General features: G+C 65.7%; 26 protein-coding genes. 22 read left to right on the plus strand and 4 right to left on the minus strand.

Translation table 11 applies throughout. The features are described 5' to 3' along the window. Positions 1–25: 25 nt before the first annotated feature. Positions 26–1774 (minus strand): methyl-accepting chemotaxis protein, encoded by a 1749-nt coding sequence (locus tag AB7531_RS06390; RefSeq protein WP_283018003.1) that lies wholly within the window; start codon positions 1772–1774, stop codon positions 26–28. Between the two features lie 203 nt (positions 1775–1977). Between AB7531_RS06390 and AB7531_RS06395 the strand changes: the two genes are divergently transcribed. The 9 genes from AB7531_RS06395 (at position 1978) to AB7531_RS06435 (ending at position 9035) form a co-directional block, all read left to right on the plus strand. Beyond that, positions 1978–2724, plus strand: coding sequence for a YebC/PmpR family DNA-binding transcriptional regulator (locus AB7531_RS06395; protein WP_063981035.1), 747 nt, complete (start codon positions 1978–1980; stop codon positions 2722–2724). 236 nt (positions 2725–2960) lie between these two features. After that, a complete protein-coding gene (gene ruvC / locus AB7531_RS06400; protein WP_028157463.1) occupies positions 2961–3488 on the plus strand; it encodes a crossover junction endodeoxyribonuclease RuvC in 528 nt (175 codons plus the stop codon). 142 nt (positions 3489–3630) lie between these two features. Continuing rightward, positions 3631–4248, plus strand: a complete 618-nt coding sequence (gene ruvA, locus AB7531_RS06405) for a Holliday junction branch migration protein RuvA (RefSeq protein ID WP_063981036.1) — start codon at positions 3631–3633, stop codon at positions 4246–4248. After that, positions 4245–4775 carry a hypothetical protein gene (locus tag AB7531_RS06410; protein WP_063981037.1) on the plus strand — a complete coding sequence of 177 codons (531 nt, stop codon included), beginning with the start codon at positions 4245–4247 and terminating at the stop codon, positions 4773–4775. Before ruvA ends, AB7531_RS06410 begins: the two co-directional genes overlap by 4 nt. After that, positions 4772–5824, plus strand: a complete 1053-nt coding sequence (gene ruvB / locus AB7531_RS06415; protein WP_063981038.1) for a Holliday junction branch migration DNA helicase RuvB — start codon at positions 4772–4774, stop codon at positions 5822–5824. Before AB7531_RS06410 ends, ruvB begins: the two co-directional genes overlap by 4 nt. A 150-nt stretch (positions 5825–5974) precedes the next feature. After that, complete coding sequence (locus AB7531_RS06420) at positions 5975–6889, plus strand: metallophosphoesterase (RefSeq protein WP_063981039.1); 915 nt, start codon at positions 5975–5977, stop codon at positions 6887–6889. Positions 6890–6958: 69 nt separating this feature from the next. Further along, positions 6959–7408 (plus strand): tol-pal system-associated acyl-CoA thioesterase, encoded by a 450-nt coding sequence (gene ybgC / locus AB7531_RS06425; protein ID WP_084794960.1) that lies wholly within the window; start codon positions 6959–6961, stop codon positions 7406–7408. Between the two features lie 93 nt (positions 7409–7501). Next, a complete protein-coding gene (locus AB7531_RS06430; RefSeq protein ID WP_063981040.1) occupies positions 7502–7969 on the plus strand; it encodes a nuclear transport factor 2 family protein in 468 nt (155 codons plus the stop codon). Between the two features lie 106 nt (positions 7970–8075). Next, positions 8076–9035: an IS5 family transposase gene (locus tag AB7531_RS06435; RefSeq protein WP_283016890.1), complete on the plus strand. Its 960-nt coding sequence runs from the start codon at positions 8076–8078 to the stop codon at positions 9033–9035. 274 nt (positions 9036–9309) lie between these two features. On the opposite strand, the gene AB7531_RS06440 is transcribed toward AB7531_RS06435, so the two are convergent. Further along, positions 9310–10023, minus strand: coding sequence for a type 1 glutamine amidotransferase (locus tag AB7531_RS06440; RefSeq protein WP_063981042.1), 714 nt, complete (start codon positions 10021–10023; stop codon positions 9310–9312). 29 nt (positions 10024–10052) lie between these two features. After that, a complete protein-coding gene (locus AB7531_RS06445; protein ID WP_063981043.1) occupies positions 10053–10979 on the minus strand; it encodes a LysR family transcriptional regulator in 927 nt (308 codons plus the stop codon). Between the two features lie 151 nt (positions 10980–11130). Between AB7531_RS06445 and AB7531_RS06450 the strand changes: the two genes are divergently transcribed. From AB7531_RS06450 to AB7531_RS06490, 9 genes are read left to right on the plus strand one after another with little or no spacing between them, the layout of a single operon-like run. Then, a complete protein-coding gene (locus tag AB7531_RS06450; protein ID WP_084795331.1) occupies positions 11131–12087 on the plus strand; it encodes an N-carbamoyl-D-amino-acid hydrolase in 957 nt (318 codons plus the stop codon). 53 nt (positions 12088–12140) lie between these two features. Further along, positions 12141–12965 carry an ABC transporter substrate-binding protein gene (locus tag AB7531_RS06455; RefSeq protein ID WP_063981045.1) on the plus strand — a complete coding sequence of 275 codons (825 nt, stop codon included), beginning with the start codon at positions 12141–12143 and terminating at the stop codon, positions 12963–12965. Then, positions 12962–13819 (plus strand): amino acid ABC transporter permease, encoded by an 858-nt coding sequence (locus AB7531_RS06460; protein WP_063981046.1) that lies wholly within the window; start codon positions 12962–12964, stop codon positions 13817–13819. The genes AB7531_RS06455 and AB7531_RS06460 overlap by 4 nt, the downstream gene beginning before the upstream one ends. Next, complete coding sequence (locus AB7531_RS06465; RefSeq protein ID WP_063981047.1) at positions 13816–14580, plus strand: amino acid ABC transporter ATP-binding protein; 765 nt, start codon at positions 13816–13818, stop codon at positions 14578–14580. The genes AB7531_RS06460 and AB7531_RS06465 overlap by 4 nt, the downstream gene beginning before the upstream one ends. A gap of 15 nt (positions 14581–14595) precedes the next feature. Continuing rightward, positions 14596–15411, plus strand: coding sequence for an ABC transporter substrate-binding protein (locus AB7531_RS06470; protein WP_063981048.1), 816 nt, complete (start codon positions 14596–14598; stop codon positions 15409–15411). Then, the gene (locus tag AB7531_RS06475) at positions 15398–16282 is read left to right on the plus strand and encodes a polysaccharide deacetylase family protein (RefSeq protein ID WP_063981049.1); all 885 of its coding nucleotides are present in this window, start codon (positions 15398–15400) and stop codon (positions 16280–16282) included. The genes AB7531_RS06470 and AB7531_RS06475 overlap by 14 nt, the downstream gene beginning before the upstream one ends. An 8-nt stretch (positions 16283–16290) precedes the next feature. After that, positions 16291–16947 carry an aspartate/glutamate racemase family protein gene (locus AB7531_RS06480; protein WP_063981050.1) on the plus strand — a complete coding sequence of 219 codons (657 nt, stop codon included), beginning with the start codon at positions 16291–16293 and terminating at the stop codon, positions 16945–16947. Positions 16948–16969: 22 nt separating this feature from the next. Continuing rightward, a complete protein-coding gene (locus AB7531_RS06485; protein ID WP_063981051.1) occupies positions 16970–18553 on the plus strand; it encodes an ABC transporter substrate-binding protein in 1584 nt (527 codons plus the stop codon). Continuing rightward, entirely contained in the window at positions 18550–19923 is a 1374-nt protein-coding gene (locus AB7531_RS06490; RefSeq protein ID WP_063981052.1) for an amidohydrolase family protein, read from the plus strand. Before AB7531_RS06485 ends, AB7531_RS06490 begins: the two co-directional genes overlap by 4 nt. Here AB7531_RS06490 and AB7531_RS06495 read toward each other — a convergent pair. Then, positions 19913–20830: a LysR substrate-binding domain-containing protein gene (locus AB7531_RS06495; RefSeq protein WP_063981053.1), complete on the minus strand. Its 918-nt coding sequence runs from the start codon at positions 20828–20830 to the stop codon at positions 19913–19915. The genes AB7531_RS06490 and AB7531_RS06495 overlap by 11 nt on opposite strands. Before the next feature lie 273 nt (positions 20831–21103). Between AB7531_RS06495 and AB7531_RS06500 the strand changes: the two genes are divergently transcribed. The 4 genes from AB7531_RS06500 to AB7531_RS06515 are packed head-to-tail and all read left to right on the plus strand — an operon-like array spanning position 21104 to position 24880. Continuing rightward, positions 21104–22141, plus strand: a complete 1038-nt coding sequence (locus tag AB7531_RS06500) for an ABC transporter substrate-binding protein (RefSeq protein WP_063981054.1) — start codon at positions 21104–21106, stop codon at positions 22139–22141. A gap of 23 nt (positions 22142–22164) precedes the next feature. Beyond that, on the plus strand, positions 22165–23205 hold the full coding sequence (locus tag AB7531_RS06505; RefSeq protein WP_063981055.1) for an ABC transporter ATP-binding protein: 1041 nt from the start codon (positions 22165–22167) through the stop codon (positions 23203–23205). Further along, positions 23202–24077, plus strand: a complete 876-nt coding sequence (locus tag AB7531_RS06510) for an ABC transporter permease (protein WP_063981056.1) — start codon at positions 23202–23204, stop codon at positions 24075–24077. Before AB7531_RS06505 ends, AB7531_RS06510 begins: the two co-directional genes overlap by 4 nt. After that, the gene (locus AB7531_RS06515; protein ID WP_063981057.1) at positions 24074–24880 is read left to right on the plus strand and encodes an ABC transporter permease; all 807 of its coding nucleotides are present in this window, start codon (positions 24074–24076) and stop codon (positions 24878–24880) included. The genes AB7531_RS06510 and AB7531_RS06515 overlap by 4 nt, the downstream gene beginning before the upstream one ends. Positions 24881–24885 lie beyond the last annotated feature (5 nt).

Here is a 24885-nt window from a genome sequence, read left to right on the forward strand (position 1 = left end):
GGCCGGCGTCTTGCCTGAGCGTGCACTACAGCTTGTAAGCCGTGCGGAATCCGCCCCAGTGCCGGCCCTGGACGCGGATCGGGACGTCGATCTCGCGCATCATCACGGTGTTGCCGTTGCCCATGTCGCGGGCATAGCTCTGGACCAGGTACGAGCGCAGGTTGCGCGCGGCGGCGAGCCCTGCCGGATCGTTGAAGATCCGCCGGTTGCGGCTGTTGGCAGTGTTCCAGGCGGTGTCGCCCGGCCGCTGCGGATGCGAATAGATCTTGTTGTGCACCGGCAGGAAGCCGTTGCGGTCGACCATGGCGCAGAATGCCATGCGCGGTTCCTTGGCGAGAAAGGCTTCCTGGAACGGCGGCAGCGTGCGGTCGGCCCAGTCCAGATATTTCGTGCGGTATTGCTGCGGATTGGTGCCGGCGATTTCCGCATAATCGGTGTCGAAGAGGTCGTCGATCTTGACCTCGCCGCGTGCAACCGCCTGCTCGAAAATCCGGGTCACCGCCGTGCCGGCTTCCATGGCGCGGGTGACGAACTCGGTGTTCTCCTCGTGGATCGACCAGAGCCTGTCTTCGATCTTCTCGCTGAGATCGGCGTTGGGGCTGACGAACTGCGCGCGGGCGCCGGTCTTGGACTGCTCGATCACGCGCAGGCGGCAGGCGCCGACGCCTTCGAGGGTGCCGTCGACGACGGCCTGCGTGGCAAGCTTCGCCGCCTCCGCGCCGCCGATCAGCACGCCGTCCATCGCGATCTCGTAGACCTGCAACACGCCGCGCGCGGCTTCGAACTTGAGATGGCAGGGCAGCCGCTCGGTCTTGCGGCGGTCGTCGTGCTCGCTCTGGCGCAGCAGCACGGCACAGCGCGATTTCAGCTTGCGCGCGAAGGTGGTGACGGCCTTGCCGGCGCTGGCGACGTTCTCGCCGTGGGTCTCGGCCGCCTTGGTCGCGGCATCGATCTCGGCCGCGCTCTCGCCGACCGAGATGACGAACTGCGACGCGCTGGCCGCGTTGCCGGAGACCTCGCTGGTGGTGGCATTCTGCTCGGCCACCGCGCCGTTGACGGTATCGAACACCGGGCGGATCGCCTCGATCGCCTGCGCGATGCGATGCACGGCGTCGGCCGAGCCGGCGGCGTCGCGCTGAAGCGCGTCGATCTTCCTGGTGATCTCCTCCGTCGCGCCCTGGGTCTGCACCGCGAGCGCCTTCACTTCGGTGGCGACGACCGCAAAGCCCTTGCCGGCCGCACCCGCACGCGCGGCCTCGATGGTCGAGTTGAGCGCGAGCAGCGTCGTCTGCCGCGCGATCTGCGCGATCAGATTGACGACATTGCCGATGGCGGCGGAGGATTCGCGCAGGCGGTCGACATTGGCGCGGGCTTCCTGCGCCGCGGCGCTGGCTTCGTCGGCGAGCTTGCCGGCCTCGCGCACCTGCGCGCCGATGCCTTGCGCGGACTGGGTGAACTTGTCGGCGGCATGGGCGAAGGTCGAGGCGTTCGACTGCGCGGCATTGGTCCGACCGGTGAGGGCGTCGGTGCGCTCGCGAATGTCCGCGAGCGTTGCCGCGGTCGCCTCCGCGCCGCCGGCCACCGAATTGGCGGCGCGCTCGAGCTGGCGGATCATGGCGCCGAGCTCGAGTTCCAGCAGTTCCAGGATTTCCCTGGCGGAATCGCCCTCGGCCGACAGGGCGGGCGCGGGATCGGCCGGCGACGGCGCGGCCTGTGGGGGTGCCACGGGCGTGGACAAGTCGGGCAGACGCTTCCGAAACAATGCGAACGCCATCAGGTCACTCTTGTCGGGGAACGGGCGGTTGCTATTTTCGCAAGCCGGAATGAAATCAGGGTTAACGGTGCCTGACTCCTAGGCACGGGACACTACGGTATTACCTTAAAGTCGTAGAGCCTCTTTCATTCCGGTGGGTTGGCGGCCTATAAGGCCGCGCTTCCCACGCTCACCTTTGGCGCACGATTCCTTACGAGACACGCATGGCCGGACATTCCCAATTCAAGAACATCATGCACCGCAAGGGGCGGCAGGATGCCCAGAAGTCGAAGCTGTTCGGCAAGCTGGCGCGGGAAATCACCGTCGCGGCCAAGCTGGGCACCCCCGACCCCAACATGAACCCGCGCCTGCGTGCCGCCATCATCGCGGCGCGCCAGGAGAACATGCCGAAGGACAATATCGAGCGCGCCGTCAAGAAGGCGCTCGGCAATGAGGGCGAGAACTATGACGAGATCCGCTACGAGGGTTACGGCCCCGGCGGCGTCGCCGTCATCGTCGAGGCGCTGACCGACAACCGCAACCGCGCCGCCTCCGACATCCGCTCCTTCTTCACCAAGTCGGGCGGCAATCTCGGCGAAACCGGCTCGGTCTCCTTCATGTTCGACCGCACCGGCATCATCGAATACGACCGCAGCGTCGCCTCCGACGACGCGGTGCTGGATGCCGCGATCGAGGCCGGCGCCGACGACGTGGTATCGGGCGAAGGTGGACACGAGATCTACGCCTCGACCGAAGGCTATCGCGACGTCGCCAAGGCGCTGGAAGCCAAGTTCGGCGAGCCGCGCAAGGCCGCTCTGATCTGGAAGCCGCAGAATACGGTCGCGGTCGACGACGAGACCGGCGAGAAGCTTTTGAAGCTGATGGACCTGCTCAACGAGCACGACGACGTCCAGCACGTCTACGCCAATTTCGAGGTGTCGGACGCGCTGATGGCGAAGATTGGCGGCTGAGGTCGCCACCAGCCCCGGATTCCGCTGTCGTCGCCCGGCTTGACCGGGCGACCCAGTATTCCAGAGACGTCTGAGGGAAACGGAGAAGCCGCGGCGTACTGGATACCCCGCTTTCGCGGGGTATGACGTCGGAGGGTGCTGCGGGCAGCGCGGCGATCTCCGACGAGCCCCACTTCCCCTGTTACTTCCGTTCTGTTTCTGTTTCCCCCACCGCAGCCAGCCGCTATCACTGGCCCATGACTGCGCTCCCGATTCGTGGCCCCGTTCGCATCATCGGCATCGACCCCGGCCTGCGCCGCACCGGCTGGGGCGTGATCGAGGCCGAGGGCAATCGTTTGATCTACGTCGCCTGCGGCTCGGTGGAACCACCGGACGATCTGCCGCTGGCGAGCCGGCTGCTCGCGATCCATGAGGGGCTTGCCGCCGTCCTGTCCGGTCACAAGCCGATGGAAGCCGCGGTCGAGCAGACCTTTGTGAACAAGGACGGCGTCGCGACGCTGAAGCTCGGCCAGGCCCGCGGCGTCGCCATGCTGGCGCCCGCGATGTTCGGCATTACCGTCGCCGAATACGCGCCGAACCAGGTCAAGAAGACGGTGGTCGGCGCCGGCCACGCCGACAAGCACCAGATCGCGATGATGCTGAAGATCTTGCTGCCGAAAGCCGAGCCGCCGTCAGCGGACGCCGCCGACGCGCTCGCCATCGCGATCACCCACGCCCATCACCGCCAGAGCACGGCGCTCAGGCTGAAGGTGGTGGGGATATGATCGATCGTCATGCATCGCCGGCGTCATGCCCGGGCTTGTCCCGGGCATCCACGTTCTTTCTCGTCGATGTCAAAGGCGTGGATGGCCGGGTCAAGCCCGGCCATGACGAGAGAGAAGTGCCTGCCGTAGCTGAGGTCCCGAGATGATCGGCAAGCTCAAGGGCCTGATCGATTCCTACGGCGAGGATTATGTGCTCCTCGACGTCGGCGGGGTCGGCTATCAGGTGCATTGCTCGGCCCGCACGCTGCAGCATCTGCCCTCGCCCGGCGAGGCCGCGGTGCTGTCGATCGAGACTTATGTCCGCGAGGACCAGATAAAGCTGTTCGGTTTCCGCACCGATCAGGAGCGCGAATGGTTTCGCCTGCTCCAGACCGTGCAGGGCGTCGGCGCCAAGGTCGCGCTCGCCGTGCTCGGCACGCTGGCGCCTTCCGATCTCGCCAACGCGATCGCGCTGCGCGACAAGGCCGCGGTGGCACGCACGCCGGGCGTCGGCCCCAAGGTTGCCGAGCGCATCGTTACCGAGCTGAAGGACAAGGCGCCAGCCTTCGCCAATGTCGATCCCGCCGTCGTCCATCTCGCCGGCGCCGTCGACGACCAGCGCGCGCCGCGCCCGGTGGCGGACGCGATCTCTGCGCTGGTCAATCTCGGCTACGGCCAGCCGCAGGCGGCTGCGGCCATCGCATCGGCATCGCGCAGCGCGGGCGAGAGCGCCGAGACCGCGCAACTCATCCGGCTAGGCCTGAAGGAGCTGTCGAAGTGAGCGCGGCCCACGCCAATCCCGTCGCCGCCCTGCTTCGTCGCCTTTCGCGCGTGGCCGGTATCGTCGTGATTTTCTCCATTGTCGGGCCGCTGACGACCGCCGCGTTGGTTGCTGTGACGGTAACGGCGCTCGGCGCCGCGGTGCTGCAGATGTTTCTCGTGTTCCTCGAACTGGAAGCACTGCGTGCTCTGGTTTCGATCGCGGTCGTGCTGTTGGCCATCGTCACGATTCTCGCCTCGTTCCTTCCTGCAGTCGTCGCCGGCCTGATATTTGCGTTGGCGGCGGTCTACGCCGATCTCAACATGATCTGGATGGCGTGGCTCGCCGCCGCCGTGGGCGCGGCCGGCTTCGTCATGGTTGGCATGTTCGTCGTGCCCTCCGAAACCTCGGCGGTGATCGTGCCGAGTGTCCGTTCCGCGCCCGAGGCGCTGAAGCTTTCGGCGATGCTCGCCGTCGTCGCCGTCATTCCGGCCAGCCTGTGCTGGTGGCTCGCGAAACCGCTGCATCGTGTTATCCTGCCCGCATGACCACTCCCCCACGCATCGTCACGCCCGAGCGCCGCTCCGATGACGTCGGCGACACCGCGCTACGCCCGCAGTCGCTGTCCGATTTCGTCGGCCAGCAGCAGGCGCGCAAGAACCTCTCGATCTTCATCGAGGCGGCACGCAAGCGCGGCGAGGCGCTCGATCACGTGCTGTTCGTAGGCCCGCCCGGCCTCGGCAAGACCACGCTGGCGCAGATCGTCGCCAAGGAGCTCGGCGTCGGCTTTCGCGCGACCTCGGGTCCGGTGATCGCCAAGGCCGGCGATCTCGCCGCGCTCCTCACCAACCTCGAAGAGCGCGACGTGCTCTTCATCGACGAGATCCATCGGCTCAGCCCGGCGGTGGAAGAGGTGCTCTATCCCGCGATGGAGGACTTTCAGCTCGACCTGATCATCGGCGAGGGCCCGGCGGCACGCTCGGTGAAGATCGAGCTGTCGAAATTCACGCTCGTCGGCGCCACCACGCGCGCCGGCCTCCTCACCAATCCCTTGCGCGATCGCTTCGGCATCCCGGTCCGCCTCAACTTCTATACGATCGAAGAGCTGGAAAGCATCGTCACCCGCGGCGCGCGCGTGCTCAATGTCGGCATGAGCGCCGACGGTGCCAACGAGATCGCGCGCCGCGCCCGCGGCACGCCGCGCATCGCCGGCCGCCTGCTGCGGCGCGTGCGCGATTTCGCCTCCGCCGCCGATGCCGCCTCGATCGACCGCAAGATCGCCGATCATGCGCTGAGCGCGCTCGAGGTCGACGCCGCGGGCCTCGACGCCATGGACCGCCGCTACCTCACGACCATCGCGCAGAACTATGGTGGCGGCCCGGTTGGCGTCGAGACGATGGCCGCCGCCTTGTCCGAGCCGCGCGATGCGATCGAGGACATCATCGAGCCTTATCTCATTCAGTGCGGCTATCTCCAGCGCACTCCGCGCGGCCGTCTGCTCACCTCGCACGCCTTCCGCCATCTCGGCATCGCCGAGCCCTCGCGCGATGCCGCGGCACAGTTCGGCCTGTTCGGCTCGGACGAGAGCGACGACTAATTGCGGTGATGTAAGGTGCGTCGGTTGTCATGAACTTCCGGTAACCTTTGTGCAAACGGTCTGCACGCAAATGCAGGCCGTCTGCACGAGCGGACCCCAATTCCGCTCCAATCGGACCGCATCACAAAGCTGCATCACCATCGGGCTTCCATGATCACGCGTCGTCATCTCATTCGATCCATCGGCGGCCTGTCCGCGCTAAGCGTCTCGACCGCGGCCTATGGCGTCGGCATTGAGCCGCTGCGGCTCCGCGTCACCCGTTATCACCCGACCCCGCGGCAATGGCCGGCGGATTTTCCGCTCAAGATCGCCATCGTCACCGACATTCATGCCTGCGATCCCTGGATGTCGCTGGAGCGGATCGAGGGCATCGTCGATCGCACCAATGCGCTCAACGCCGATGTCATCGTGTTGCTCGGCGACTATGTTGCGGGTGTTCACCAGGTCACGCGCATCATTCCGTCGAGCGAATGGGCCAAGGTGCTCGCGGGCCTCAAGGCACCGCTCGGCGTCCATGCCGTCATGGGCAATCACGACTATTGGGTGGACAGGGCCGTGCAGCAGGCCGGGCACGGGCCGACAGCCGCCCATCGCGCGCTGGAGGCGGCCGGCATTCCCGTCTACGAGAACGACGTCGTGCGTCTCACCAAGGACGGACGCTCCTTCTGGCTCGCGGGCCTCGGCGACCAGCTCGCCTACTATCCCGCGAAGCGCTATGGCCGCGTGCATCGGCTTGGCGCCGACGATCTCGCGGGCACGCTGGCGAAGGTCACCGACGATGCGCCGGTTATCCTGCTCGCGCATGAGCCAAATATCGCGCCGCTCGTACCCGCGCGCGTCGCGCTGCAACTGTCCGGCCATACCCATGGCGGCCAGGTCCGCCTGTTCGGCTGGTCGCCGGCTGTTTCGCCTCAGCACGGCGTGCAGCTCGCCTATGGTCACTTCCGGCTGAAATGCGACGTCATCGTCTCCGGCGGCCTCGGCTGCAGCATCATGCCGGTCCGCGTCGGCGTGCCGCCTGAAATCGTCGAAGTGACGCTGGGAAGGACGCCGGCCGTGGCATAACCTGCGCTTGCGCGGCCGGCTGTTTTTGCGCAAAACGGGTCGGTTGCAAAAAGCGAAGAGGCTCGCGACGTGACAGCCCATCTCGACGGCGAGATCCGCGACGGCCGCCATCACATGCAGGTCCGCGTCTACTACGAGGACACGGATTTTTCCGGCATCGTCTATCACGCCAATTATCTCCGCTACATGGAGCGCGGGCGCACCAATCATCTGCGGCTGATGGGCGCCGAGCAGCAGGCGCTGTTCGACCAGGTCGAAACGGAGGGCGCGGGCTTTGCCTTCGTGGTGCGCTCGATGCATCTGGACTTTCTGAAGCCCGCGCGGATGGACGACGTGCTCGACGTCGTGACGTGGCCGGTTGCGGTGAAGGGCGCCTCCATCATGCTGGCGCAGGAGGTGCGGCGGGCTGAGGACGTGCTGGTGAAAGCCGAGGTGCGCGTCGCCTTCATCAGCGGCGGCCGCGCTCAGCCGATCCCGAAATCGATCCGCGCCCTGATGAAGGCCGATCTGATTTCCTGATCGCCCGATAAGTGATCGGCCGATAGGTGATGGCCTATCGACTCCGCCAATTGCGGCGATAAATTGCGGCCCGGACCAACCGATGAGGCCACCATGTCGCGCCCGCCGCTTCCACCCTTCACCCGTGAGACCGCCGCGCAAAAGGCGCGCATGGCCGAGGACGCGTGGAATTCGCGCGATCCGGTGAAAGTCTCGCTCGCCTATACCGAGGACAGCCGCTGGCGCAATCGCTCGGAGGTGTTCCAGGGCCGGGAGGCCATCGTCGCGTTCCTCACCCGCAAATGGGAGAAGGAGCGGGAGTATCGCCTGATCAAGGACCTATGGGCCTTCGACGGCAATCACATCGCGGTGCGCTTCCAGTACGAATGGCATGACGCCAGCGGCCAGTGGTATCGCTCCTACGGCAACGAGCAGTGGGAGTTCGACGAGCACGGGCTGATGCGGCGCCGCGAGGCGTCGATCAACGATATCGCGATTGCCGAGAAGGACCGCCGGTTTCACTGGCCGGCGCCGGGACCGCGGCCGGCGGATGTGCCGGGGCTGGGGACGGATCCGTTCTGAGGTTTGCGGAGATAGTGCAGCGAGCTCGCTGCACCCTCTCCCCTTGTGGGCCTGTTGCGTAATTCGTCAATTGTGATTCCCTAGGGCAAAGCCTTGGAGGGTAGCGATGGCGGTCAAGCGGACGGGACAGCCGAGCTTTGTGGAAGCACTGATGCCGAAGGGAGCCGGCGCCAATGCGGCGCTGGATCGGCTGGCCGGCCTGGTCAAGTGGTACCGGTTCGAGAAGCTGATCGGCCATTTGCGGGATGAAGGGAGCCCCGGTCGTCCAGGCTATCCGGTGCTGGTGCTGTTTCGTGCTGTGCTGTTGCAGTCGCTGTATGGTCTTTCGGAGCGCGAACTCGAGGAAGCGCTGGGCGACCGGTTGTCGTTCAAGCGCTTCGTCGGTTTGAGCCTTGAGGATGCGACGCCCGACCATACGGTCCTGAACCGCTTCCGGAACCAGCTCGTTGAACAAGGCCTGCTGGAGAAGCTGTTTGGCGAATTGGATCGTCAGCTTGAGAATGCTGGCGTGATCCTCAAGCGCGGCACGATGCTGGATGCGACCTTGATCCAGGCAGTCTCGGCTCCGCCCAAGGCGGATCGCCCCTCAAACGACCCTGATGCCCGGTTTGCCAAACGGCAGGGCAAAAGCGGCTCGACCTTCGGTTACAAGGCTCATGTGGGTGTGGACGAAGGATCCGGCTTGATCCGCGCGGTACTGACCACACCGGCCAACATCAACGACACGACACCGGCGGACGCTTTGATTCGCGGCGATGAAGCCGTGGTCTGGGCCGATGCGGCTTACGACACCCATGCCCGACGGGCCCGGCTGAAGGCGGAAGGCAAGAAGCCCCGCATCGCTCGTCGGCCCAACAGACATCACCCGGAACTGCCGCCCAGGCTCAAACGCTACAACCTCCTCATCGCGCGCCGACGAGCCCAGGTCGAAACCACCTTCGCTACTCTCAAACGCCGCATGCGGCTGACCTGCATCCGCTACGTCGGTCTGATCAAGGCGACCGGGCAAGTCCTGCTCGCCTCGATCGCCTTCAACATGAGGCGGTGGGCCACGATCGCCGCGTGAGCTGCCCGCTCAGGGCGACAACTACAGATCTTGGCAGGCAATTGCCGGGACCAGGGCACTCGCTCCTGACGTCTTCAGCCTCAAGAGCCGATAACGCAACAGGCCCCTTGTGGGAGAGGGTGGCTCGCCGCGCAGCGGCGAGACGGGTGAGGGGGTCTCCCTCCGCGAGTCCGACTCTTATTGAGTGCGCTGAGGCAACCCCTCATCCGGCGCTTCGCGCCACCTTCTCCCGCAAGGGGAGAAGGGAAGAGGTGCGCGTGGCGAGGACCTTGAATTAAGGCGCCGCGCGCCTCGCCAAAAACCGCGTGATTGCCCCACCCAGCTTCGCGTTGTCCATCGGCTCCGCCAGCGACTCCCTCGCGGTCGCAACGACATCCTCCGGCGCCTTGCCGTCGCGGAGCTCGCAGCACACTTGCGCAAACTCCACGTCGAATTCCGGATGCGGCTGCACGGTCAGCGTGGTGCCGTTGGCGTAGAGCAGGCCCGCATGCGGGGTGAATTCGGACGAGAGGATCGTCAGCGCATCGCTGGGCGGCTCGACCACCTGGTCCTGATGCGAGGCGGCGATCGCAACCGCTTTGCCGTCGACGACGCCGTTCTCCGGCAGCACCTGATAGACGTGGCGGCCGATGCCCCAGCCCTTCTCCGACTTCTGCACGGTGCCGCCGAGCGCCTGCGCGATCAGCTGATGGCCGAAGCAGACACCGACCATCGGCGTCTTGTTGGCGTAAGCCGTGCGCACGAAATCTTCCAGCGGCGCGATCCAGTCGAGCCCGTCATAGACACCGGCGGCAGCACCGGTGATCAGCACGGCCTCGAGCTTGCTCGGGTCGGGGAGTGCGTCGCCATTGGGGATGCTGACGACGTCCACCGTGGCGGTCGGATCCTCGGCGCGGACCATGCGCTCGAACATGTCGGGAAACGAGCCGTGCTGCTCGCGGTACTTCTGCGGGACCTGTCCGGTCTCGATGATGGTGATGCGTGCCATGTGCCCCCCGGGTGAAAAGGTTGCGAAGCTCAGTCGCTTTCTGCCCCATGTTGCTGGTGTGGCGCTGTGCGTGCCAGCTGTGCGCTCTCTTTCCGGACCTCGTTGAGAAACGCCTTGGCCAGGCGCGACAGCGGCTCGGATTCTGACCATAGCATATAGGCAACCGCGTGCGTCGTGGGCGTGAACGGCCGCACCACGAGGCCGCTGCCGCCGTTCTGCCGCGGCGAGAACGGATCGACCACGGCGGCGCCGACGCCGGCCGCGGCGAGCACGCAAGCCGTGTTGCAGTAGCGCACCTCGACGGTCGGCTGGAACGGCGCGCCGGCGCGGGCAAAGCTGTCGCGCACGGCCTCACCGAGCCGCGTGCCGCGCTCGAGCCCGATGAAGGGCATGCCGGAGAGATCTGCGGCCGAGATCACGGGCTTGTCGGCAAGCGGATGCCGCGGCGGCAGCACGCACACCATCTCGCCGGTGTGCACCACCTCATGCGCGATGCCGGGATGATGCGTCAGCCCGAGCGCGAAGCCGAGCTCGGCAACGCGGCTGAGCACCCCCTCGATGATGCCCTCATAGCGCCGCACGTCGAAGAACACCCGCGTCTCCGGGCGGCGGCGAAGGAAGCTTGAGAGCGCCGACGGGATGATGCTGTAGGCCAGCGGCGGCGTCGCGACGAGCGCCAGATGGCCGGAGCGGTTCTCGCGCAGATCGCGGACGCGGTTCTCGAGCTTGGCGTGCAGCGCGAAGATGGCTTCGCTCTCCTTGTAGAGCGCCATCGCCTCCGCGGTCGGAAACAGCCGGTTGTTGACGCGCTCGAACAGCGCAAAGCCCGCCTGCGCCTCCATCGTCTTCAGCGCGTTGCTGACCGCGGGCTGTGACAGCGCCAGTTCGTCCGCCGCCGCCACCGTGGTGCGATGGCGGATGACGGCACGCAGGATCTCGAGCTGACGCAGGTTCATATCACTGCCAATTATACTCTGGGCCAAAACATCATAGCAGAACGAATTGATTTTGCAGCCCCGCTTCCGCGTAATGGTCGCGGATTTGCACGTCGCATCAAGGGGTTCATTCGCCCATTGAGGCAGCACTGCGCACATATTGGAGGCAATCTTGGTTCGTGTCCTTCGCGCCGCCGCCGCACAGATGGGGCCGACGCAAAAAGCCGATACGCGCGAGCATACGCTGGCGCGAATGCTCGACATGCTGGAGGAGGCCGCCGGCCACGGCGCCAGCCTCGTGGTGTTTCCCGAGCTTGCCTTCACCACCTTCTTCCCGCGCTGGCTGCTCGAAGGCGACGCGCTCGACCACTATTTCGAGCGCGGCATGCCGAACCCGGCCGTGGCAAAACTGTTCGACCGTGCGCGCGCGCTGCGCGTCGGCTTCTATGTCGGCTATGCGGAGCTGACGCCGGACGGTCGACGTTATAATTGCGCCATCCTGGTCGATCGCGACGGCGAGATCCTCGGCCGCTATCGCAAGGTGCATCTGCCGGGTTCGGTCGAGCCGCGCGAAGGCGCGCGCTACCAGCAACTCGAGAAGCGCTATTTCGAATATGGCGACCTCGGCTTTCCCGCTTTCCGCGCCGGATCGGCCTGGGCCCACGCCATCATGGGCATGATGATCTGCAACGACCGCCGCTGGCCGGAATCCTGGCGCGTGCTCGGCCTGCAAGGCGTTGAACTCGTCTGCATCGGCTACAATTCGGCCGCCTATGATCCCAATGGCGGCGTCACTGAAGACGCGTCCTTGCGCACCTTCCACTCGACGCTGGTGACGCAGGCCAACGCCTACATGAACGCGACCTGGGCGATCTCGGTGGCGAAGGCGGGCGAGGAGGACGGCTCCGGGTTGATCGGCGGCTCCTGCATCGTCGATCCCAATGGCCGCATCGTTGCGCAAGCCCAGACTTTGGCCGACGAGGTGATCATCGCCGACATCGATCTCGATCTCTGCCGCCAGGGCAAGGACAAGATGTTCAACTTCGCCGCCCACCGGCGGCCGGAGCAATACAGGGTGATCACCGAACGCGCTGGCGTCATCGAGCCGGCCGTTCTCGACGCGGACTGACTGGCACGGCGCTGGCAAAGGACTCAAAGCAAAACGTTGGCAAAGGAGCTGACATGATACGCCTCTCGCTCTCTCTCGGTCTCGCAGTACTGGCTACCGTAACGTCGGCGCAAGCGGCGGAGCTTCCCGCGGAGATCAAGCAGGCGGGCGCGTTGAAGCTCACGGTCAACTCCACCTACGCGCCGATGGAGTACCGCGATCCCGCCACCAACGAGCTCGTCGGGCTCGACGTCGATCTGGCCAACGAACTTGCGAAGCGGCTTGGCGTAAAAATCGTCTGGAGCGAGACGCCGTTCGCCGAGCTGATCCCGTCGCTCCAGACCAGGCGCGCGGACTTCATCATCTCCGGCATCTCCGACCGCGCCTCACGGCGCGAGACCGCCGATTTCGTCGACTACCTCGCGACCGGCCCGCAGTTCTTCGTGATGGCGGACAATGCGGCCAAGGACGCGACCGATCTCTGCGGCAAGAAGGTCGGCACCACCCGCAGCACCAGCTTCCCGGTCGAGATCGAGAAGTGGAGCAAGCAGAACTGCGAGCCGGCCGGCAAGCCGGCCATTCAGTACGTCCCCGGCGAGAACTCGATCGACGTCCGCAACCAGCTCAAGCAGGGCCGCATCGACGCCGCAGTGCAGGGCAGCGAGACGCTGCCTTACGCGCAGACGCAGGAGCCCGGCAAATATCGCGTCGTCGGCGAGCCCTTCGCCAAAGGCTACCAGGGCATCATGTTCCGCAAGGACGATGCGGCTTTGCGCGAGGTGGTGACGGAGAAGCTCACGGCGATGATCGCCGACGGCACCTACAAGGCCGTTCTCGACAAATGGGGCCTGGGGGCCAACGCGGTGGCCCAGCCCATGCTGAATGCGGCGCCGCAATGAAGCCGGTGCCGGCACTCGCGGAGGGTTTCCCTGATCTGTCGGGGATGCGGGTCGCGCGCGAGCCGCACTGGTTTCGCTGGCTCAGCGCGGCGCTGATCGTCCTCGTGCTGGCGGTGATCGTGCGCGCCTTCGCCGGCGGTCAGATCGAATGGTCCTATGTCAGCCGCTTCCTGACCGCAAAAGTCATTCTCGAAGGCATCGTCAACACGATGGTGATGGCGGTGCTGGCGATGGCGCTCGGCATTGTCCTCGGCGTCGTCGTCGCGGTCATGCGGCTGTCGCCCAATCCGGTGCTGAAGACGGTCGCGGCCGGCTACACCTGGCTGTTCCGTGGCACGCCGCTGATCCTGCAACTGCTGTTGTGGTTCAACCTCGCGCTGGTGTTTCCGACCATCGGCATTCCCGGCCTGTGGTCTGCGCGCGCGGTCGACGTCATGACGCCGTTCCTTGCCGCGCTGCTCGGGCTCGGCATCAACCAGGGCGCCTATACGTCCGAGGTGATGCGTGCCGGCATGCTGTCGGTCGACATCGGGCAATACGAGGCGGCACAGGCGATCGGCATGGGGCGGCTGCGCGCGCTGCGCCGGATCATCCTGCCGCAGGCGATGCGCGTCGTGATCCCGCCGCTCGGCAACGAGTTCATCGGCATGGTGAAGGCGACCTCGCTCGCGAGCGTCATCCAGTATCCGGAACTGCTGCACAACGCCGAAAACATCTACTACGCCAATTCGCGCGTGATCGAGCTGCTGATCGTTGCCGGGCTCTGGTACCTGCTCGTGGTCTCGATCCTGACGCCGCTCCAGATGCTGCTCGAACGCCGTTTTGCCCGCGGCACATTGCGGCTGGCGCGATGACAAACCCCCTCGTCGCGATCCGCACCGTCAGCAAGAGCTTTGGAGAGTTCCAGGCTCTCAGAAGCGTCTCGCTCGACGTCTGGCCCGGCGAGGTGATGTGTTTGATCGGCGCCTCCGGCTCCGGCAAGACCACGCTGCTCCGCTGCATCAACCAGCTTGCCGCGATCGATGCCGGCGGCATCTGGCTCGACGGCGAGCTGCTTGGCGTGCGCGAGCAAAGCGGCAAGCTCTACCGTCTCAGCGAGCGGGAGATCGGGCGGCAGCGGCTGAAGACTGGCATGGTGTTCCAGCGCTTCAACCTGTTTCCGCACAAGACCGCGCTGGAGAATATCATCGAAGGTCCACTTCAGGTGCAGGGGCGCAAGTCCGACGAGGTGCGCGCGGAGGCGCTCGAACTGCTCCGGCGCGTCGGATTGTCCGCCAAGGCGGACTGGTATCCCGCGCAGCTCTCCGGCGGCCAGCAGCAGCGCGTGGCGATTGCGCGTGCGCTCGCCATGAAGCCGATGCTGATGCTGTTCGACGAGCCGACCAGCGCGCTCGATCCGGAACTCGTCGGCGAGGTTCTCGCGGTCATAAAGGAGCTGGCGAAGAGCGGCATGACCATGATGGTGGTGACGCACGAGCTCGGCTTCGCGCGCGAGGTCGCCGACCGCGTCGTCTACATGGACCAGGGCGCGATCGTCGAGCAGGGGCGCGCCTCGGACGTATTGGGTGCGCCGCGCGAGGAGCGCACCAGGGCATTTCTTTCGGCGGTGATCTGAGATGGGGGCGTGTTGATGAAGAGACTTTGGGTTGCGGCGGCGCTTTTCGGCGTCATGACCGTTTCGGCATTGGCGATCGAGCTGCCGGCGGAGATCGCCAAGCGCGGCAGCCTCAAGGTGGCGCTGGTGCCGAACTATCCGCCGATGGAATTCCGCGATCCCGCTACCAACGCGCTATCCGGCTTCGACATCGATCTCGGCGAAGCCATCGGCCGCAAGCTCGGCGTCAAGATCGAATGGCAGGAGACGAGCTTTGCCGAGTTCATGCCGTCGATCTCGACCGGGCGGGTGGACGCCATCCTGTCCGGTTTCACGGACTACGCGAGCCGTCACGACATCGCGTCCTTCGTCGATTATCTCAGGAGCGGTCCGCAGTTCTTCGTGCAGCAGTCGCGCAAGGCGGAGTTCAAGGACGCGGCATCGCTCTGCGGCAAGAAGGTCGGCGCCAGCCGCCGCACCATGTTCCCGGCGCAGATCGCGGCGTGGAGCGAGAAGAATTGCGGCAGCAATCCGATCCAGTTCATCGGCACCGACGGCTCGGCCGACGCCCGCACCCAGCTGAGGCAGGGCCGCATCGATGCCGCGGCCCAGGGCAACGAGACGCTGCCCTACATTATGGATCTCGAACCCGGCGCCTATGCGCCCGTGGGCGAGCCCATCGCGCAGCAATTCACCGGCATCGCCCTGCCGGTCAAGGAAAAGGCACTGCAGCAGGCCATTCTCGAAGCGGTCGATGCGCTGATCGCCGACGGCACCTACAAGACCCTGCTTGCCAAGTGGAAACTGAACGACAACGGATTAGAGAAGGCGACCATCAATGCTGGACAGTAAGGCACTCAAGAGCATCCCGCTCGTTCCGGCCAACACCGCCGATCCCGCGCCGGAATATCCCTGGCCGAAACCCTACACTTCGGCGATGTTCCTCTCCTTCGACGTCGACGCGGAGAGTGCGTGGACCAGCAAGGACGCGGTGCACGCGCAGCGGCTCATCACCATGAGCTATGGCGGCTATGAGGCGCGCGTCGGCACGCCGAAGCTGTTGGAGCTGCTCGACCAGCTCGATCTCAAGGCGACCTTCTTCGTCACGGGATGGTCGGTCGACGCGCATCCGGCGATGGCCGAGTCGATCCTCAAGGCCGGCCACGAGATCGGCCATCACGGCTATCACCATCTGCTGCCCGATCCCGGCGATCCCTGGATCGAGGAGGAGCTGGAGCGCGGCTTCGAGGCGCTGAAGCGCCGGCTCGGCGTCAGGCCGACCGGCTATCGCGCGCCCTATGGCGAGTTCACCGAGGAGCTGCGCGCAGCACTCGTACGTCACGGCATCGTCTACACGTCGTCGTTCCGCGACGACGTGCGGCCTTATCGCCATCGTCTGGCCGACGGCAAGCCCGGCACGATCGAGCTGCCGGTCACAGCGAGTTATGACGACTGGATGCACGGCCTCTCCGCCCGCTTCAGCCCGCGCTCGATCTTCCCCAAGGAGCATGTGCTCTCGATCTGGAAGGACGAGCTCGACGAAACCAGGGACTGGGGCGCCATGGTGACGACCGTGCTGCATCCGCAATGTAGCGGCCGCCCGATGCGGCTGCGCCTGTTGCGCGAGTTCCTGACCTACGCAAAGTCGTGCCCGGATGTCTGGATCACAACCGGCGAGAAGATCGCGGAAAACTTCCTGCGCCACGAAGCCGGTAGTCGCTGAGCAGCACCATGACCCGTCGTCGCATCCTCGTCATCAACCCCAACTCCTCGGCGTCGGTGACGGCGGCGATCGACGAGGCGGTCGCGCCGCTGCGCATTGCCGGCGGGCCTGACATCGAGGTGGTTGGCCTCGCCGAAGGACCGCCGGGCATCAGCTCGCAGCGCGATGCCGATAGCGTGGTCATGCCGCTGGTCAACCGCGTCACGCGTGACGATGCGGATGCCTTCGTGCTCGCCTGCTTCAGCGATCCCGGCCTGCATGCGGTGCGTGAGGCCGCCGGCGGACGCCCGGTGCTGGGCATCGCCGAATGCGGAATCTTTCGCGCGCTGATGCTGGGCGAACGCTTCGGCATCATCGCGCTGTCGCCGTCGAGCATCCGCCGCCAGCAACGCATGGCGCGGGTGATGGGCGTCGATAGCCGTTACGCCGGAAGCTGGTCGGTCGGCGCGAGTGCGGCGGAAACGGCAGGCGCCGATATCCGCGGCCGCTTGGTCGATGCCGGCCGCGCGCTGGTCACTCAATGCCGCGCCGATGTCGTGGTGATGGGGTGCGCCGGCATGGCCTCGCACCGCGCGGCGATCGCGGATGCGATCGGTGTGCCCGTGATCGAGCCGGCGCAGCAGGCGGTCGCCGCTGCAATCGGCGCGGTGTTGTTGAACACGTAAGATCCTTCAGGAGCCTTTTGTCATGCCGATCTCCCGCCGCTCGCTCCTCAAGGCTGCCGCAGCAATGCCGGCGCTGTCGCTGCCGGGCATCGTCCGCGCCGAAGCGCAGAGCACCTTGCGCTTCATTCCCGTCATCGACCTCGCCTTCGTCGACCCCATCTATTCGACCGCGCAGGTGTCGCGAAACCATGGTTTCATGGTCTACGACACGCTCTACGGCATGAGCTCCTCGCTCCAGGTCTCGCCGCAGATGCTGTCGGGCCACGCCATCTCCGCTGACTTGCTGCAGTGGGACCTCAGCTTGCGCGATGGCCTGTTCTGGCACGATGGCGAACGTGTGCTGGCCCGCGACTGCGTCGCCAGCATCCGCCGCTGGGCGGCGCGCGACGGCTTTGGCGGCGAGCTGCTGGAGGCGACCGCCGAGCTCTCGGCCGCCGACGACCGCACCATCCGCTTCCGCCTCAAGCGTCCGTTCCCGCTGCTGCCGCAGGCGCTCGGCAAAGCGGCGATCAATCCCTGCTTCATGATGCCGGAGCGGCTGGCGAGCCAGGACCCGTTCAAGCCGCTGACCGAGGTGATCGGCAGTGGCCCGTTCCGCTATCTCGCCGACGAGCGCGTGCAGGGTGCCCGCAACGCCTATGCCAAATTCGAGCGCTACCAGCCGCGCACCGACGGCAAACCGGATTGGACCGCGGGTCCGAAGATCGTGCATTACGACCGCGTGGTCTGGACCACCACGCCCGATGCCGGCACCGGCGTCGCCGCGCTCCAGACCGGCGAGCAGGACTGGCAGGAGACCACGCCGCACGATCTGCTGCCGATCATCAAGGCCGCCGGCGATATCGAGACGCGCATCCTTGACCCCAGAGGCTACGCCTGCATGCTGCGCCTCAATCATCTGCAGCCGCCCTTCGACAATCCTGCCGTGCGCCGCGCGCTGCTGGGTGCGATCGATCAATCCGCGTTCATGACGGCCGTGGCCGGTACCGATCCGGCGTTCCAGGTCTCGCCGATCGGCTATTTCGCGCCTGATACCCCGATGGCGAGCGACGTCGGCCTCGACGTGTTCCGCGGGCCGCGCGACTACGCCAAGGTCAAGGCCGAGCTGAAGGCCGCGGGCTACAATGGCGAGAAGATCGTAGTGCTGGTCCCCACCAACTCGCTGGCGCAGAAGCCGCTGGGCGAGATCGCGGTCGACAGCTTGCGCAAGGCCGGCATGAACGTCGAATATGCCGGGCTCGATTTCGCCGTCGTGTTGCAGCGCCAGCTCAAGAAGGACCCGATCGGGCAGGGCGGCTGGAGCGCCGCGGTCGGCAACTGGCAGGGCATCGACTGGCTCAATCCGGCCGGCAACACCAACATCCGCGGCGAAGGCAAGGTCGCCGGCTGGTACGCGAGCGAGAGGATGGGGCCCTTGCGCAGCCAGTGGCTGGCCGCCTCCGAGCTTGCCGAGCAGCAGCGCATCTGCCGCGAAATCCAGACGGTCGCGTTCGACGAAATCCCCTATATTCCGATCGGCCTGTACAAGCAGCCGACCGCCTATCGCAAAGCCATCACCGGCATTCTCGACGGCACCGCCGTCTTCTGGAACGTGCGCCCCGCATGAGCACCACAGCAATTTTCGGCAGCTATGTGCTGTCACGGAAAGACGGCGCGCAGGACGTGTTGCGCGACCATTGGGTCCTGATCGAAGGCAAAAAGATTGCCGCGGTCACGCGCGACAGGCCGCGCGCGGACGAGATCTACGATCGCCCCGGCCGCTTCGTGCTGCCCGGTCTCTTGAATCTGCACAATCACTGCTTCTCCGAAGCGGTGGCGCGCAGCCATACCGAGGACGGCAACGGCCGCAAGAACAACCAGAGCATTGTCTATACGGTGCTCTTGCCGCTGACCAAGCGCGGTGCCGATATCCTGTCGGCGGAAGAGCGCATCGCGGTCGCGCGGCTCGGCATCCTCCAGCTCCTCAAGGGCGGCGCCACCACCGTGATGGAGCCGTTCCGCAATTCGATCCCGGAGATGTTCGATGCCGCCGAAGAGATGGGCATCCGCTTCTATGGCGCGCCGTATCTGTTCTCGACGTCGGACGCCAAGGCGGGACCTGACGGTGTGGTGCATTATTCCGGCGACGACGGCACCGCCGACATGGCAACGTGGGACGCGCTCTATCAGCGCTGGAATAATCGCGGCGACGGCCGCATCAGTCTTGCGATGAGCCCGCACGCCACGGACACCTGTGGCCCCGATCTGCTGAAGGCCTGCGCCGCACGGGCGCGCGAGCTTGGCGTGCCCATCACGACGCACATGGCGCAGAGCCGTGCCGAGGTCGAGACCATCGGCAAGCGCTATGGCGGCCGCACGCCGGCGCAATATCTGGACTGGCTCGGCCTGCTCGCGCCCGACCTGATGGCCGCGCACTGCATGTTCAGCACCGACGACGATCTCAAGCTGATGGCCGCGCGCGGTATGACCGTGCTGAATTGCCCGCGCGTGTTCGCGCGCGCCGGCGTCACCGCGGCGTTCAGCCGCTTCGCCGAGCACGGCGTGCGCACCGTGGTCGGCACCGACGGCTACAACATGGACCTGCTCGGCGAGCTCAATGCGGCGTCGCTGATCTCCAAGGTCACCTCAGCCCGCGCCGATGTCGCGAGCTCGCCGGAGCTGATCGAAGCGAATACGGCAGTCGCCGCCGACGTCATCAATCGGCCTGATCTCGGCCGGATCGAGCCCGGCGCGACCGCCGATCTCACCGTCGTCGATCTCACCCATCCGCATCTTCAACCGCTGTTCGACCCACGCCGCGCGCTGATCGCGCTCGCCAACCGCGCCAACATCGATCAGGTCATGGTGGACGGCCGCATGCTGGTCGATGAGGGTGGCTATCTCGGCGCCGATGAAGCGGCGATCACGGCGGCGGGCAGTGCGGCGATCGGCAAGATCTGGGACCTGCCGGAGGCGCAGGCCGCGTTCAACGGCTGAGCGTTGCGTCGTCCTCGAATTCAACGAGCGCCTTGCGCATGGTCTCGACGAGATCGAGCGCCACCGGCGAGGGGCTGCGCTGCGCCGGAAAAACGGCGGAGAATTCGAAGTCGATGCGCGGCAGGAAGCGGCGCACGACGACGCCGCGGGTGGAAAATTCCTGCGCGGTGAAGGGATCGCAGATCGCGACGCCTAATCCCGACGACACCATGCCGCACATGATCTCCGACAGCGTGGTCTCGACCCTGAGCACACGGCGGACGTCGTGGCGATGGAAGACCTGGTCGACGAGATGCCGGCTCGACGATCCCGCCGACAGCGAGATGAACGTCTCGCCCTCGAAATCGCGCGGCTCCAGAACTTGCTTCTCCGCGAGGCGATGACCGGTCGGCAGCACCGCGACGCGCGCCAAAGCGGGCAGCCGCTGGCTCGGCAGGCCGGAATGGGCGATCGGCACCTCGGCAAAGCCGATGTCGCATTGATTGTTGAGCACCCAATCGACCACGATCGGCGAGATCACGCCGAAGAAGGCGAGGTTGAGGTTGGGCCGTTCTTTCAGGAAATGTCCGGCGAGCCGCGGCAGATAGCCGTTCGACAGCGCCGGCAGCGCGGCGATGCGCAGCGAGCCGGTGCGGCGGCCACGGATTTCCTCGGCGGCCGCCGTGATGCGTTCGAGCCCGACGAAGGAGCGCTCCACCTCGGTATAGAGCGCCATCGCCGCGGCGGTCGGCACGAGGCCAGTGCCGCGCCGCTCGAACAGCTCCATTTTCAGCAGCGCCTGGAGGTCGCGCAGCAGCCGGCTGACCGCCGGCTGCGTCACGGTCATCAGCGCCGCCGCCTCAGTCACGCTGCCCGTCAGCATCGTCGCGCGGAAGGCCTCCACCTGCCGCGGATTGATCCGCGCCATCCCCAATTCCATCCATAACATTTATGCATGCAGAGGGTGCCATTATTCATTGGACGATGGAAGCTCGGGTTTGCGATCTTTTTCATCAGGACTGGAGACAGCCCGCTTTTTCGGCAGATTGGAGGGGTTCAAACCTCCGAATCGCGCCAAAACCTACCGAACAGGGGCCGGAGCCCTGTCCGGAGAGGGTTGGCGCGGAAGGAAATGCGGAAGGCGCCTCAGTCAGAGATTTTTCGGCACGTCACCTCATCCCGGTATTGGAGATCGGTCCATATGAAGACTCTCAGCCTTCTGACCGCGGTCAGCATCGCAGCGCTCATCGCCGTCCCGTCTGCCGCCTCGGCCCAGCAGAAAACGCTCTATGTCGCCGGTTACGGTGGCTCGTTCGAGAAGACCATCCGCGACGAGGTGATCCCGGCCTTCGAGAAGGAGAACGGGGTCAAGGTCGAGTACGTCGCCGGCAATTCCACCGATACGCTGGCCAAGCTTCAGGCGCAGAAGGGCAACCAGCAGATCGACGTTGCCATCGTCGACGACGGCCCGATGTACCAGGCGATCCAGCTCGGCTTCTGCGGCAAGCTCGAAGGCTTGCCGGCCGCCGATCTCTATGACACCGCCCGCTTCAAGGACGATCGCGCCGTTGCGATCGGCATCGTCGCGACTGGCCTGATGTACAACACCAAGGTGTTCGCCGAGAAAGGCTGGGCGCCACCCACTTCGTGGAACGATCTGAAGGACACGAAATACGCCAAGCAGCTCGTGATCCCGCCGATCAACAACACCTACGGCCTCGAAGCGCTGGTGATGCTGTCGAAGATGAACGGCGGCGGCGAGACCAACGTCGATTCCGGCTTCAAGATCTTCAAGGAGCAGATCAATCCGAACGTGCTGGCCTATGAGCCGTCGCCGGGCAAGATGACCGAGCTGTTCCAGTCCGGCCAGGCCGTGATCGCGGTGTGGGGCACGGGCCGCGTGCAGAGCTTCGCCAACACCGGCTTCCCCGTCGACTTCGTCTATCCGAAGGAAGGCGCGGCGACGCTGCTGACGACGGCGTGTCCGATCACCAAGCCGAATGCCTCGCCGCTTGCATCGAACTTCGTCAAGATGCTGCTCGATCCAAAAATCCAGCTCGTGATGCTGAAGGACTACGGCTACGGCCCGGTGCTGAAATCACTGGTGGTACCGCCGGAGCTCGGCAAGATGGCGCCGATCGGCGAGCGCGCGGCAAAGCTCTATAATCCGGACTGGACTGTGATCAACGAGAAGCGCGAGGAGTGGACCAAGCGCTGGAATCGCGAGGTCGAGCGTTGATCTGATCGTTGCGGAGACAGCGCATGGCCTATCTCGAGCTCGATCGGGTCGCAAAACAGTTCGGCGCGCAGACTGTGGTCGAAGACTTCAGTCTGTCGGTGGGGAAGGGGGAGTTCATCTCCTTCCTCGGCCCGTCCGGCTGCGGCAAAACCACGACCCTGCAGATGATCGCGGGTTTCCTCGATCCCACACGCGGCGCGATCCGCCTGGAGGGCAAGGACCTGACCGCGATCCATCCCGCGAAGCGCGGGCTCGGCATCGTGTTCCAGAGCTACGCGCTGTTTCCGCACATGACGGCGGCGGAGAACGTCGCGTTCGGCCTCGAGATGCGCAACGTGCCGCGCGCCGAAAGAGCCGAGCGCGTCCGCGCCGCGCTCGCGATGGTCGGGCTTGCCGGTTTTGAGGACCGCCATCCGCGCCGCATGTCCGGCGGTCAGCAGCAGCGCGTGGCGCTGGCGCGCGCGCTGGTGATCAAGCCGAGCGTGCTCTTGCTCGACGAGCCGCTGTCGAATCTCGACGCCAAACTGCGCGAGGAGATGCAGATCGAGCTGCGCCAGATCCAGCGCACCATCGGCACCACGACGATCCTGGTCACCCACGACCAGAACGAGGCGATGTCGCTGTCCGACCGCATCGTGGTGATGAGCCAGGGCCGCATCGAGCAGATCGGCTCGCCGCAGGAGACCTATGAGAAGCCGTCCTCGGCCTTCGTCTCGCAGTTCCTCGGCAAGACCAACGACTTTGCGGCGACGATTGATCGGACCGCGACGCCGGTGCGGCTGGTGGCTGGCTCCTGGAACGCGCCGGCGCCGGCCGGGCTCAGTGGCCCCGTCACTGTCAGCATTCGCCCTGAACGGATCGGCTTTGGCGATACGGGGCTCAGCGCAAAGATCGTCACGCGCATCTTCCAGGGCAATCACTGGCTGTTCCAGTGCGACAGCGAATGCGGGCCCGCGATCGTGATCCGCCAGAATGACGGGACGGCGCCGCCGGCTGAGGGCGAGGCGGTTCGCCTCGTCTGGCGGCCCGAGGACATGAGCGTGCGCGCGAGGGCCGGCGCATGAGCACGGCCGCTGACGAGCGCAACGCGCGTGCGCCATGGGCGCTGACGGCGCCCGCCTTGATGCTGTTCGTCGGCGTGCTGCTGATTCCGCTGGCGATGACGGTGATGCTGTCGTTCCACGACTGGGGTCAGTACAAGGGCATCGAGCCGGTCTTCATCCTCAAAAACTGGCACGAGATCGCGACCGATCCCTATTATGCCGAAATGTTCTGGCGGACGTTTCGCATCGCGATCCTGACAACGCTGCTCACCGCGTTGCTCGGCGCACCCGAAGCCTACATCCTCAACCGCATGAGCGGCCGCTGGAAGAGCTTTTTCCTGCTGATCATCCTCGGGCCGCTCTTGATCTCCGTGGTGGCGCGGACGCTCGGCTGGGCGCTGCTGTTCGGCGGCAACAACGGCCTCGTCAACAAGCTCCTGATGTCGCTCGGAGTGATCCGCTCGCCCATTCCCTTCATGTTCACCGAGACAGGGATGGTGGTTGCGCTCGCCCATGTGATGATGCCGTTCATGGTGCTGTCGGTGTGGGCCGCGCTCCAGCGGCTCAATCCGCAGATCGAGAACGCCGCGATGTCGCTCGGTGCGGGGCCGGTGACCATCATTCGCCGCATCATCATGCCGCAGATCATGCCGGGCGTGCTGTCGGGCGCGATCATCGTGTTTTCGCTCTCCGCCAGTGCCTTCGCGACGCCCGCGATCATCGGCGGCCGCCGGCTCAAGGTCGCGGCGACGCTGGCCTACGACGAATTCCTCAACACGCTGAACTGGCCGCTCGGTGCAGCGGTCGCAACGCTGCTGCTGGTCGCGCTGGTGCTGATCGTCGTCGGCAGCAACGCGCTGATCGAGCGCCGCTACGCGGAGGTGTTCCGATGAGCCGGAACGGCCCGCTCGCGTTGATCTTCCACACCATCTTCGTCATCGTCATGGTCGCGCCGATCCTGGTGGTATGCCTCGTTGCTTTCACGCCCGAAGGCTTCCTGTCGCTGCCGACCAACCGCTTTTCGCTGCGCTGGTTCAGGGCGATCGCCAACTATCCCGAGTTCATCCATGCCTTCTGGGTGAGCCTGGGGCTCGGTGCGCTCTCATCCTTCGTGGCGCTGCTGTTCGCGGTGCCGGCAGCGCTCGCGATCGCGCGTTATCGCTTCCGCGGCCGCGATGCGCTCGCGGCGCTGTTCCTGTCGCCGCTGATGATCCCGCATGTCGTGCTCGGCATCGCCTTCCTGCGCTTCTTCACCTCGGCCGGCCTCGGCGGCAGCTTTGCCGCGCTGATCATCGCGCATGTCATCATCGTGTTTCCGTTCGCGCTGCGGCTGACGCTGGCGGCGGCGACCGGCATGGACCTCTCGGTCGAGATGGCGGCAGTCTCGCTCGGCGCCAACGGCTGGACGCTGTTTCGCCGCGTGACGCTGCCGCTGATCCTGCCCGGCGTCATCAGCGGTTGGGCGCTCGCTTTCATCCAGTCCTTCGACGATCTCACCATGACCGTCTTCCTCGCGGCGCCCGGCACCGAGACGTTGCCGGTGCGCATGTTCCTTTATATCCAGGACAACATCGATCCGCTGGTCACGTCGGTCTCGGCCTGCGTGATCGCGATCACCATGACAGCCCTCATTCTGCTCGACCGCTTCTACGGACTCGACCGTGTGCTCGCCGGCAAGGGCGATACGGGACGATAGGAGAA

This window comes from Bradyrhizobium sp. 63_E2_N1_3, from assembly GCF_052076005.1.
GTDB lineage: Bacteria > Pseudomonadota > Alphaproteobacteria > Rhizobiales > Xanthobacteraceae > Bradyrhizobium > Bradyrhizobium barranii.